The sequence below is a fragment of the Parabacteroides caecihominis genome, assembly GCF_023656785.1.
Lineage (GTDB): Bacteria > Bacteroidota > Bacteroidia > Bacteroidales > Tannerellaceae > Parabacteroides > Parabacteroides segnis.
Map to the genome: position 1 here is coordinate 16,012 of NZ_JAMOKS010000036.1, position 13,499 is coordinate 29,510.

The window sequence follows — 13,499 nt, forward strand, 5'->3', positions numbered from 1 at the left end:
AAATAAATACGCCATGAATAAAAACTGTTTAATAACTCCGGTTCTCACCCTTCTGACAGGCTTGCTGGCTGTTTCCTGCTCGCCGGTGAAAGAAGAGAAGGCGGTTACGGAGAACCTGTCCCAATATGTGGAGCCACGTATCGGGACGGCACATTGCCGCTGGTTCCATTTCACTCCGGGAGCCTCTCCTTTCGGTATGGCCAAACCTGCTCCGTCGACAAACGCTCATTTGGGGAATAACTCCGGCTGGGAAGCAACCGGCTATGACTATCGCGATACTTCCATTGAAGGTTTTCCCTGTCTCCACGAGTTTCAGGTGGGCGGTATCGTCCTGATGCCGACGGTGGGTGAGTTGAAGACTGTCCCCGGTGCCGTGAATGATTCGACCGGAAGCGGTTACCGTTCCCGCTTCGATCATTCGGAAGAGATTGCCACTGCCGGTTATTATTCTGTGAATCTGCAAGACTACCATATCCGGGCAGAATTGACATCTACTCCTCGCGTGGCCTTTCAGCGTTATACGTTCCCTGCTTCCGAAGAAAGCCGTATCCTGTTCGATATCGGTAACCGGCAGGGCGAAAGCGGTGCCGTGAAGGATGCCTCCGTCACGTTGAACGATGACGGGACAGTTGAAGGCTGGGTGATTACCTTGCCGGAATATGTAAAGAAATACCAGCCGGGCGCAACAGTTCCGTTGTATTTTTCCGCCCAGTTGGATAAACAGCCTTCCGGATACGGCACCTTCATCGGTGAAAAGGTACAGCCGGATGCCAAACAGGTTTCCGGAGTCGGTTCGGGATTATATCTTACCTATAAGACTACGGAAGGAGAAAGCATTACTGCCAAGGTCGGCCTGTCGTATACCTCTGTGGAAAATGCCCGTCTGAACCGTGATACGGAAGCCCGCACGCTAACCTTTGACGAGGCGAAAGACGCGGCTCACCGGCAATGGGAAGACTACCTCGGACGCATCCGGGTGGAGACACCGGTCAAAGAAGATAAGGTGAAATTCTATACAGGCCTTTACCATGCCCTGCTGGGACGTGGTCTTGCCAGCGACGTAAACGGAGCTTATCCCCGCAACGACGGTAGTGTAGGGCAGATACCTCTGGAAAATGGCAAGCCAGCTCATAATTTCTATAATACAGACGGTATCTGGGGTGGCCAATGGAATCTGGCACAGGTTTGGGCGTTGATCGCTCCCGAATATTATGCCGATTATATCAGCAGTCATCTGCTGGTATATAAGGATGCCGGTTGGCTAGGTGACGGTATAGCCTGTAGCCGGTATGTTTCAGGTGTAGGTACGAATTTGTTGGGAGCTGTTTTTGCCGGTGCTTATCAATGCGGTATCCGCAATTATGATGTCGACCTCGCTTATGAAGCTGCCCGTAAGAATGAACTGGATGGCGAAAACCGTCCGTTGGGAGCCGGTAAGGTCGATACGGATAAATTCCTTGAGTACGGTTACGTTCCCCATTTGGATAAGGGGGATGGTCCCGACGAGGCCTTTATGTTCTCCGCTTCCCATACATTAGAATATTCTTACAGTGCCTGGGCAGTCGCTCAATGGGCAAAGAAATTGGGTAAGACTGATGACTATGATAAACTGATGTGGCTGTCGAAAGGCTGGGAACGTATCTATGATCCGTCCACTAATTTTGTTCATCCGAAGAAGGCTGATGGAAGTTTCATGGATAACTTCAACCCGATGCAGGTATGGCGCGGTTTCCAGGAAGGAAATGCCTGGCAGTACACGTTCTATGTGCCGCATGATGCGGAAGGTCTGGTCGGCAAAGTCGGAGCCGATGTTTTCAATCAGCGTCTCGACAGTATCTTTACTGTTTCCCGTGAGCTGATCTTCAGCGGTGGCACAGAAGTCGGAGCCTTTGCCGGTCTGCAAACTTTGTATAATCATGGCAACCAACCTTGCCTCCATATCTCTTGGCTGTTCAACGAGGCAGGACGTCCTTCGCTGACCCAGAAATGGGTACGTGCCATTCTGGACGAGTTCTATGGAACGGACGGTATTCATGGTTACGGTTATGGGCAGGATGAAGACCAGGGGCAGTTGGGTGCCTGGTATGCGATCGCTTCCCTGGGACTATTCGATGTCAAAGGACTGACAGACCTGCAACCTTCTTTTGCTTTGGGCAGCCCTGTATTCGATAAAATAACGATTCAGCTGAATAATAAATATTATAAAGGAAAAGAATTTGTTATCGAAGCAAAGAACAACAGCAAAGAAAACTATTACGTTCAGCAGTACCGTTTGAACGGTAAAGTCTATCCGGCTACCCGCATTCCTTTTGAAACAATTGCAGCCGGAGGACGTCTGGAACTGGACATGGGGAATCAGCCGGTAGATACATACAATGATTATTGAAAAAACAATACATACCATGAATAAACAAAATTCGAAAGCCATTTACCCCATCCTCTTCGGTTTCTTTGTGATGGGCTTTGCAGATGTTGTCGGCATAGCAACCAACTATGTAAAGGTAGACTTCTCATTGTCTGATACATTGGCAAACCTGATTCCGATGATGGTTTTCCTTTGGTTCGCCCTGTTTTCTATTCCGACAGGAGTCATGATGGGAAAGGTCGGACGACGTAACACGGTGGTCATCGCGTTGGCTGTTACAGCCCTGGCGATGTTGCTGCCTTTGTTCTTTTATGACTTTGCCTGTATCCTGCTGGCCTTTGCCTTATTGGGGATCGGTAATACTATTTTACAGGTTTCCCTGAATCCGATGGTGGCTAATGTGGTTAGTCCGGACCGTATTACGAGTGTCCTGACTCTGGGGCAATTTATCAAGTCGATTTCCTCTTTCCTCGGCCCGATCATTGCCGGGGCGGCTGCCTCTTTCTGGGGTGACTGGAAATTGATATTCCTTGTTTACGCAGTAACGACACTGATCTCTACGATCTGGCTGATCTCCACGATCCCGGGAAAGGAAAAGCTGGAAGAGGCCGGGGCTACCTTTGCTACCACCTTATCCCTGTTCAAGGATAAATATATCGTATCCCTGTTCCTGGGGATCCTTTTTATTGTCGGCATAGATGTCGGCTTGAACACTACTATCCCCAAGTTGCTGATGGAACGGACAGGTATGCCCGTTTCCGAAGCCGGACTAGGTACCAGCCTTTATTTTGCCGCCCGTACGATCGGCTCGTTTGCCGGAGCTTTCCTGCTGGCGAAGCTCTCCGGTGCCCGCTTCCTGAAATATAGCATGTTTGTTGCGATAGCGGCATTTGTCTTATTGTTGCTGGTTCCGGATATGTGGAGCATGTTTGTTATGATCGTTATTGTAGGGTTGGCGTGTGCGAATGTCTTTTCGATCATCTTCTCATACGCCCTTCAGCACAAGCCGGAACGGGCAAATGAAATATCCGCCCTGATGATCATGGGAGTATCCGGTGGTGCCTTGATAACGCCGTTGATGGGAATTGTAGCCGACGGTTTCGGACAGGTTGCCGGATTGTCTATCCTCATGCTTTGCATCCTTTATATTTGTATAATCTCTTTTAGAATCGATAAAAAATAGATGCTTATGAAAACGCTTAAAACCTTATTCCTGACAGGGCTGGCATTGTTTGCCATGTCATCCTTTGTCTGGAGCGCTTCGACCGCTCCGCCGGGGATCGAGACGCATCTCTTTCCCGCTTTGTATAAAACAGCGAAAGGCCCGGTACAGAAAGTACGGGTTACGGTAAAACACGAAGGAGCCTCCGCCAATGCAACGATTACCCTGGGCGATCAGTCCCGGAAAGTGAAATTGAATGACGGGCCGAATCCCTTCTTTTTTGAGATACCGCAGGTACAGTCTGCCGTGCAGTTGCCTCTGACAGTAACTGTCGGTAAGGAACAAGAATCTATCCGGGTGGAAGTAAAACCTGTCCGTCACTGGCAGATGAATATGGTGCAGCATACGCATACCGATATTGGCTACACCCGTTCGCAAACTGAAATCCTGGCAGAACATCTCCGCTACATCGACTATGCTCTCGACTATTGCGACGCTACCGATAATTACCCCGACTTTGCCAAGTTCCGCTGGACCTGCGAAATTGCCTGGGCCGTTAGCGAATACCTGAAATGCCGCCCTGCCGAACAGATCGCCCGTCTGAAAAAGCGGGTAGCCGAAGGACGCATCGAACTGGCTGCCATGTATCTGAACTTCGACGAACTGCCCGACGAACAGACATTGGCCGCCTCCCTTTACCCGTTGAAGGCCTTCCGTGAAGCTGGAATGAAAGCGGAAGTCGCTATGCAGAACGATGTGAACGGTATCGGTTGGTGCTTCACCGAATTTTTTGCCGATGCAGGTGTGAAATATGTCAATATGGGAACACACGGTCATCGTGCCTTGATTTGTTTCGATTATCCGACTGTTTTTTGGTGGCAATCGCCTTCGGGAAAGAAGGTATTGGCCTATCGTGCCGAACATTATAATATGGGTAACTTCTTTGGCATCCATACTGATAACTTCGAACAGTTCGAGGAACGTGTACTGAATTATTTAGGAGAGATGGAAGCCAAAAACTATCCGTACGATATCGTTGCTGCCCAGCATTCCGGTTATTTCACGGATAATTCACCTCCTTCGACAAAGAGTTGCGAGATGTTGATGAAATGGAATGAGAAATATGAATGGCCTAAAATACGTACAGCTGTGGCTAGCGAGTTCATCAAAGAGGTGGAATCGAACTATGCCGATAAGATACAGACCATCCGTGGCGCATGGCCCGACTGGTGGACAGACGGTTTTGCTTCCGGTGCCCGTGAAGCGGCTATTTCCCGTATCACCCATTCGGACATTATCGCCAATCAGGCAGGCCTGTCTTTTGCCGGTATGCTGGGAGCCAAACTTCCTGCTCAGATCGGTAACCAGATATACGACATCAACAAGGCCCTGCTGTTTTATGATGAACATACATTCGGTTACAGCGAAAGCGTCCGTGATGCCTATTGCAAGGAAACCTGGGAGCAGCGTTCCCTGAAACAATCGTATGCCTGGGAGGCTTACCGTCATTCCGGTTTGCTGGGAGAAGTGACGATGGGATTATTGCAGTCGTTTGTTCCGAAAGCTGAATATCCCTCGGTGGCTGTCTTCAATACGTTGAACTGGGCGTATAGCGGTATAGCCAAAGTGTATATCGATCACCAGATATTACCTCGCGAGAAAGCCTTTGAAATAGTGGATGCCTCCGGGAATATCATTCCTGCGCAACCGGCGGAAAGCCGTTCGGACGGTACTTACTGGTCGCTTTACGTGAAAGACGTACCTGCCTTCGGGTATGCCCAATATTATATAAAGGTGAAAGACGAGCCTCGTCCTGCCGTGCAATTGGCTGATAAATTGGAGAATGCTCATGTCGAGAATCCCTGGTATGCCATCGACTTCAATACTCGCAAGGGAACCATCAGTAAACTGTTCGACAAGGAACTGAACAAGGAGCTGACCACCCCGAATGCCGAGTGGGAGCTGGGCGAATTTATCTACGAGATCATCGACAGCCGTCATCCGATGGAACAGTACCGCGCACCGCAATTCCTTCGCCGCCGTCCCGAACGGATTCGTTTCGAGCGTTACGAAAAGGGAGCGATCTGGGATACGTATCGTTTCCGTGGCGAGACTGTTGCCGGTCGTGAACCGAACAACCTGATGGTCGAGTTTCGTGTATTCAATGTGACAAAGAAGATCGATATTGTTTACCGTCTGCGTAAAAAAGCCATTACCGATCCTGAAGCTGTCTATATCTCTTTCCCGTTTGAGGTGAATCAGGGTAAGATTTTCCTGGATGTTCCCGGCGGAACGATCGAAGCGGGTGTAGACCAGATTCCCGGTTCATCGAACGATTGGTACACCGTCCAGAACTTTGCTACGGCGCGTAACAGCGAATCGCAGGTAGTGATGGGCAGCCCTGAAATACCATTGATGCAGTTCGGGGCAATCAACACCGGACGCTATAAGGCTGGTGCTGTTCCCCAGTCCACCAATATGTATTCCTGGCCGATGAACAACTATTGGGTAACCAATTTCAATGCCGACCAGATGGGTGAACTGCAATGGAGTTACTTTATCAATTCAAGCAAAGACAACTCGATTGGTTATGCCACCCGTTTTGCCTGGGAGAACCGCATCCCGTTCCTGACCCGCGTATTGCCGGCGGGAGCGAAGGGAAGCAAAGTCGTATCTCCTGCTTCCGTGTTCAATATCTCATCCGACAATTTGTTGTTGGTGAATATGAAACCTGTTGAAGGAGAAAACGCCGTGATGCTTCAGTTGCGTGAGATTGCAGGAAAATCGGCTAAATTTGCCGTTACTTCCGATAAGGTCAACTTTACGAAAGTCACTGTTTGTGATGTAGTGGGAGACCCGGTTGCCGGAAATGCAACAACCGACTTTGTCCCCTGGGAGAATAAGTTTATAAAACTTTCCTGGTAATCTATCTGTAAGATAAAGCAATGCCACTTATGAAACTATCCTTCTGTAATAAAGGATTTTCATAAGTGGCATTTTTTTATTATTCCCCTTGATACGTTTGGTAAATAAATATTTCTTACCTGAACTTTATTGCCGTGAAAGTATCTTTTATATCTTTGCTGTGATTATAACATTCATGTCTATGGTATTCTGTAAAGAATAGTAACTCCTGATATAAAAATGCAAGTGGAAAATACAGATATTTTGCTGAAAGATGTACGGAATAATTTTGACAAAATCTATGTTCTATATTATTCCCGTATGTTCCGTTTTGCTAAAGAATATGTATTGTTTGACGAAGATGCGGAGAATATAGTACAGGATGTTTTTCTCCTGTTGTGGGAAAAGAGGGAAGTGTTGGATATACAGATCAGTTTAGTCTCTTATCTTTTCGCTCTGGTTAAAAATAAATCCCTGGATTACCTCAGGCACAAGGTAATAGCAGATGAATATAAACAGGAGCTTAGTGCGAAGTTAACCGCCCTTGAATTATTGAATTACTCTTTTACTTCCGATGAAGAAATAGAACAAATTCTGATGACGGCAATCAATAAACTTCCGGAACGCTGCCGGCAGGTATTTCTTAAAAGCCGTATCGAAGGAAAGAGAAACCGTGAGATAGCCAATGAACTTAACTTAACCGTAAGTACGGTGGAAAACCAGATGACCATTGCCCTGAGAAAACTCCGTGTAGAGTTGAAGGACTATTTGCCCCTGCTACTCTTTCTTTTAGATGTTAAATAATATTTATTTGTACAACGGCTTTAGGAGGAAACCGCTTTTGAAACGCTCTCCTTGTATAAAAGCCGGAAAATGCACATTTTAATAACAAAATACTTTGAAGGAGAAATAACGGCAGCCGAAAGAAAGTTGTTATTCTCGATGATCCAGACAGATGAGAAGTTGAGGAAAGACTTTTCTTCTGTACAGAACCTGTATGCTTTATCTTCCTGGTTACCAAATGAAAATGACGAATTTGAGGCTGTGGATAAATTAGCCGCTTTCAAACAGACCCATTGCAGGAAAAAGCGTTATCCGATACATATCATTAAACATGCTGCCGGTTATGCCGCTGCCATTTGTATAACAATTCTCTCGACCTGGATGGTCATGAATGACCGGGAACCGGCAGAAGAAATGGTCACTTACGAGGAATTTACGACCCCGTCCGGACAACGGGCGATGGTGAAACTGCACGACGGAACGACTGTCTGGTTGAACGCCCGTTCCACGCTCCGCTATCCGAATCATTTTGCCCGTGAAGAACGTAAAGTGGAACTGGACGGGGAAGCCTTTTTCGATGTTGAACATAATGAACATAAACCTTTTGTGGTGTCAACGGAGAAACTGGATATAAAAGTCCTGGGAACGAAGTTCAATGTGTTTGCCTATAAAGGCCGGGAAGAATTTAATACGGCATTGCTGGAAGGTTCGGTGAAAGTATATGAACGTATGAACGAGGAAAAGGCGCTGTTTATGAATCCAAACGAATGTGTGGAATTAAAGGATAATAAATTAGTGAAACGCCCTATGGGCAATACCGATTTTCTGCTGTGGAAAGAAGGTATTTATGCCTTTGATGACGTCCCGTTTGAAGACATAATAAAGAAGTTTGAATTATATTATGATATTGTGATAACGGTCAATAACAGCAAGCTCATGAAATATAAGTTTAGTGGAAAATTCCGGCAGAGGGATGGGGTGGAAAGTGCACTCCGTACATTGCGGAAAGTCTATTATTTCACTTATATTAAAGATGAAGAAAACAATAATATTATAATACGATAAAGACTGAGAGAATAAAATATGTTCAACCTTTAAATCATCATTTGCCTATGGAAATATAAAGAATAAAAAAACGGCCGAAAGACGTTCCCGCATCCATTCGGCCGCATGCTAACACGTAATCAAAGTAATTAAGTATTAACAAATAAACAATACAAAGTTATGAAAAAAGAACCGAAAATTCTAAATGTTATGAGAATTTCAGCCATTCTGCTTTCCCTTTGTGTATTCTCTTCCTTTGCTTCAAAGACTAGTTCGCAAAACGTGAAAGTGAATATGAGCGGAAAGAATATGACTATCGCTAATTTTATAGATCAGATTGAACAGCAGACAGATTATCTGTTTGTCTATAGTAAAAATGAAGTAGATGTAAATAAAACTATTCCTGTAAAAGCTGGAAGTAAATCCGTTGCCCAATACCTGAATGACGCTTTTGCAGGCTCGGAAGTAAAGTTCGCTTTTGAGAATGATTATATTGTACTGACGAAGAACAGTTTGCTTTCTATCAAGCAGCAAGGTAAGAAAGTAACCGGTTCGGTAACCGATTCGTCCGGAGAGCCTGTCATCGGTGCCAATGTGGTAGTGAAAGGAACAACCAACGGTACGATCACGGATGTCGACGGTAAATTCTCCCTGGAGATTCCGGATAAAGCGGTATTGGTGATCTCTTATATCGGCTATCTGACCCGCGAAGTTCCGGTAAACGGCCAGTCGACCGTCAGTGCTGTGCTGACAGAAGATACACAGGCGCTGGATGAAGTCGTTGTTGTCGGCTACGGAACAATGCGCAAATCGGATGTAACAGGGTCTATCGGAGTTGCCAAAGGAGAGGAACTGACAAAGAATCAGAACTTCAGCGCGTTGGATAACCTGCGCGGTAAAGTCTCCGGTGTCAATATCTTCTCGAACTCCAGCCAGCCGGGAGCCTATGCGAACCGTGTCATTATCCGTGGTATGGCTACTATCAACTCTTCTTCCGAACCGTTATATGTAGTGGACGGTGTCGTGATGGAAGACTTCGGACTGGTTAACCCGAATGATATCGAATCCATGGAAGTGTTGAAAGACGCTTCTGCTGCTGCCATCTACGGTGCACGTGGTGCCAACGGAGTTATTATGGTCACAACCAAACGGGGAAAGAAAGACGGCGAAGGAACCTCTGTCAGCTATCAGGGGTCGGTCAGCGTCAGTCATATTGCCCGTAAGATGGACTTGCTGAATTCGCAGGAATGGGTAGACACTTTCATGAAAGGGTTGGAGAATGAGAATACCTATATGGGGAAAGACTGGTCGTTGGACCGTTCCTATTGGTTCCATGACCGTAACTATTTCGATGAAAACGGTAATCCTTTGTATGATACTGACTGGCAGGATGAAGCTACCCGTACGGCTGTTTCACATAACCATCAGATAAACATACAGCAGGCCGGCAAGAACTCTTCTATGGGTGCTTTCCTGAATTATACCGACCAGCAGGGTATTGTTAATAATACGTATAACAAACGTCTGAATGCCAAGGTCGCTTACGATGCCAATCCGACTCCCTGGTTGTCTACGGCTGTTAACCTGTTGGTTAACCATACATGGGGACGCTATACTCCGGAAGACGGCGGCGGACAGGATGCCCGCCGTACCATGATCGAGATGGTTCCCTGGCTGCCGGTCTATGATGCCAACGGTGATTATACGACAAGCACCACTTCTTTGAGCGAAAGCAATTATTTCGGTCTGGAGGGTATGTCCAATCCGGCTATGATCCTGGACTTGCAGAAACGTATGCGATATAATACGCAGATATTCGGTAATGCTGCGCTGACTTTCCATCTGATGGACGGCCTGGACTTGAAGACCCAGTTCGGTATCGACAGCCATAATGCAACCTATAGGGGATATTCTTCCATTTCCCTGAATAATATCTCCATGCCTAACGGTTGGGCTGAATACCAGAACTGGAACTCACTCTACTGGCAGGAAGAAACTTATCTGACTTACAGCAAAGTATTCGGCGATCACCGTATAAACGCCATGGCCGGTTTATCCTGGCAGGAACGCACACAGCGTTGGAACAAATCCCGTACGGAAGGTTTTGCTGACGACTTCTACGAAGATAACAACATGGCTGTCGGAACCAATCCAGGCAGTCCGGAATCAAGTTGGGAACGTTGGGCTATGAACTCTTATTTTCTGCGTTTGGCTTATACCTATAAAGACCGTTACTCGGCAACCGTTACCGGCCGTGTTGATGGTTCTTCCAAATTCGGAGATAACAATAAATATGCCTTTTTCCCGTCTGCCGGTCTGGCATGGAATATCTCTCAGGAAGATTTCCTGTCCGACAGCGAAGTGATAAGCAACCTGAAACTGCACACCAGTTATGGGTTGACCGGTAACTCTGAAATCGGCCCGTACAATTCGTTGGGAAAGACGGATGCCGGAACGCATCTGATCGACGGTAAACGTGCTCCCTGGTCTTATATCAAGACCATGTCGAACCCGGATCTGAAATGGGAAAAGACAGGGCAGTTTGATATCGGTTTCGATATCGGCTTCTTCGAGAACCGTTTGAACCTGGATATCGCTTATTATAACAAGAAAACGACCGACTTGCTTTTGGACTGCCCGGTTCCTCACTCAACAGGATTCAGCACGATCTTTAAAAATATCGGAGCAGTAAGAAACCAGGGTATGGATTTGATGGTGAATGCAACTCCGGTACGTAGTAAAGAATTCAACTGGAACTCAGTAGTAAACCTGAACTATAACAAAAATAAGATCCTTGCTCTGGGTGATACCGATGCCGATGTTTATCTGTACGATTGGGTAAACGGCGGCAGTATCCTGCGTGTCGGAGAAAGTATGGGTAGCTTCTATGGCCTGCAACGTTACGGCGTTTATACGATAGAAGACTTTGAAGCCGGCAATTGCGAAAAGAATCAGGTAGGTCGTGCAAAACGCTCTTCCGAAAAAGAGATCATCGGTAAAGGATTACCGGATTGGACGGGTAGCTGGATCAACAATTTCTCTTACAAGAATTTTGATCTTACACTGGATTTGCAGTTTGTATGGGGCGTTGAAACGTTGCAGCGTTTCTTCCATTCAACTTATGACCGTTTCGGTATAACCAACGGCTTGAAGAATATCCTGTATGATGCCTATGACGGAACAAATCCGGGAACCATGCAGCAGATGATCTATCTGCAAAGCGGCGACCATAACGGAGAAAAACATGCCGGTCAGGATACGACAACCGACTCTCAATGGGTTGCCAACGGTTCTTATCTGCGTTGCAATATGTTGCAGATAGGATATACATTTGAAAAGAATGCCATCAAGAAACTCGGTTTGTCCGGTTTGCGCCTGTATGCTAGTGGTAATAACCTGTTCCAGATTGTCTCTAAGGATTTCCTGGGCTACGATCCCGAATCGACTTCCGAAACCAGCTCGACGGACAAGGGAGCCGGCAAGTTCGGTCAGAACATGACTTTCTTCTCTTATCCGAGAGCACGTACGTTTACTTTCGGTGTTAATGTGACTTTCTGATTCATTTAACTAATTAAGACGATTAAAATATGAAAAAGATATTGACAACCGCGATTTTATGTGCCGGACTGTTCAGCTTTACGGCATGTAGTGATTTTCTGGATGAAAAGCCTAAAAGCCAGCTGACTACTGTCGGTTATTATACAACGGAAGCGCAGGCATTGGCCAACGTCAACTATTTGTACCGTACAGGTGCTATCCGGCAGATAGCATCGGCGCCGAGTGCTTATGTCGGAAGTTTTGCCTCCATTACCGGACTGCTCACTGGTTATTTTCTGAACAGCTATGAAGGGCAGGAGATCGTTTGTAAGTATTCCCGCGAATTGAACCGCCAGCAATACACCATGCAAATCTCAGGAACGATGGACGGAATCTGGGATGCCTGTTATAAAGCGATCAACGTGTCAAACGCAGCCATTAAAAGTATTCCGGATATAAAGATGGAAGAGGCGGTATCGACCCGCTTGATCGGGGAGGCCAAGTTCTTCCGTGCATTCAATTATTTCTATCTGGTGAAAACATTCGGAGCAGTTCCTTTCTATACGGAACCTTATGTTATTGCAGAGAATATGGAACTTGAACGAACGGCAACCGAAACCATTTACGCCCAGATCGAAGCCGACCTGAAAGAGGCGACCGATGTGTTGCCGGCTGCAAAATTTGCCGACAACTCTCACCGGATCACCCGGTATGCCGCCGCTATGATGCTGACTTCCGTGTATATGCAGCAGGGTAAATATGCCGATGCCGCCCAGTATGCAAAAATAGTGATTGACTCGCCCCATAAGCTGATTCAGAATGACGACCTCAAGATGAACAGTGCTTTCAACAAGCTGCGTTCGACCGATGATCTCGACGAAGTGATCTATGCCCAGGAATACGACAATGCAGTGAATACAAGCGACTGGTTCCCTACATATGCCTTTAATTCAAGTGCCGTGTCCGTATTTGGTACCTATTCGATTTTCGAACGTGTCTACGGCCCTGTTGATGAATTTCTGAATGTGTATGACAAGAACGATTTGCGCGTTCAGCAGAACCAGTTCTTCCATTGGGAATACACCAACCCGAACACAGGAGCGACCTGGTCTTCCAAGAATGCCGGATGCTGGTATTATTATGATGAAGACGCTTTGCTGAGTACAGGTAAGGGCACAAAAGACTGGAATATCTTCCGCTACGCCGAAGCCTTGCTGGACGGAGCGGAGTCCATTGTCCAAAGCCAGGGAGTCACGGCCGAAGCTGCCGGATATCTGGCACAGGTGCAGGCCCGTGCCGATATGGAAGGTAAAACAGCCGGCCAGATTGCCGCCGATTTGCAGAAGCTGTCGAAACAGGCATTTATCGAAGCCTGCTGGACCGAACGTTTGCGTGAGTTCCCGCTGGAATACAAGATCTGGGATGATTGCGTGCGTACAGGCAAATTCCCGGTGATCTCCAAAACAGAAGCTGGCCGGGTATATTATGTAGATTTGATAGGAGCTCAGAATGCTTCCGGTGCTACGTTTAAGGAAACCGACCTGCTATGGCCGATCTCAGTAAATGAAATGCAGCGTAATCCCCGCCTGACTCAAAACTCCGGTTACTCTTCGAAGTAATCGTGATGACATGGCGTCTGATTGCATTTGCTTGCCGATGTAATCTGTTGCCGACGCTGTCGGTAATATTGTTGACGCTGTCGAA

General features: G+C 46.8%; 7 protein-coding genes. All 7 read left to right on the top strand.

Annotated elements, in window-relative coordinates; translation table 11 throughout:
* Positions 1 to 13 precede the first annotated feature (13 nt).
* The 7 genes from NBH14_RS22940 (at position 14) to NBH14_RS22970 (ending at position 13,414) form a co-directional block, all read left to right on the top strand.
* Positions 14 to 2,386 (top strand): GH92 family glycosyl hydrolase, encoded by a 2,373-nt coding sequence (locus NBH14_RS22940; RefSeq protein ID WP_186961404.1) that lies wholly within the window; start codon positions 14 to 16, stop codon positions 2,384 to 2,386.
* 16 nt (positions 2,387 to 2,402) lie between these two features.
* Positions 2,403 to 3,548, top strand: a complete 1,146-nt coding sequence (locus NBH14_RS22945; RefSeq protein WP_128134070.1) for an MFS transporter — start codon at positions 2,403 to 2,405, stop codon at positions 3,546 to 3,548.
* Between the two features lie 6 nt (positions 3,549 to 3,554).
* Positions 3,555 to 6,452, top strand: a complete 2,898-nt coding sequence (locus NBH14_RS22950; RefSeq protein ID WP_186961403.1) for a glycoside hydrolase family 38 N-terminal domain-containing protein — start codon at positions 3,555 to 3,557, stop codon at positions 6,450 to 6,452.
* 219 nt (positions 6,453 to 6,671) lie between these two features.
* Positions 6,672 to 7,235: an RNA polymerase sigma-70 factor gene (locus NBH14_RS22955; RefSeq protein ID WP_128134069.1), complete on the top strand. Its 564-nt coding sequence runs from the start codon at positions 6,672 to 6,674 to the stop codon at positions 7,233 to 7,235.
* A gap of 69 nt (positions 7,236 to 7,304) precedes the next feature.
* The gene (locus NBH14_RS22960) at positions 7,305 to 8,279 is read left to right on the top strand and encodes a FecR family protein (RefSeq protein WP_186961402.1); all 975 of its coding nucleotides are present in this window, start codon (positions 7,305 to 7,307) and stop codon (positions 8,277 to 8,279) included.
* 159 nt (positions 8,280 to 8,438) lie between these two features.
* Positions 8,439 to 11,816, top strand: a complete 3,378-nt coding sequence (locus tag NBH14_RS22965) for a TonB-dependent receptor (protein ID WP_186961401.1) — start codon at positions 8,439 to 8,441, stop codon at positions 11,814 to 11,816.
* 29 nt (positions 11,817 to 11,845) lie between these two features.
* Entirely contained in the window at positions 11,846 to 13,414 is a 1,569-nt protein-coding gene (locus NBH14_RS22970; protein ID WP_186961400.1) for a RagB/SusD family nutrient uptake outer membrane protein, read from the top strand.
* Positions 13,415 to 13,499 lie beyond the last annotated feature (85 nt).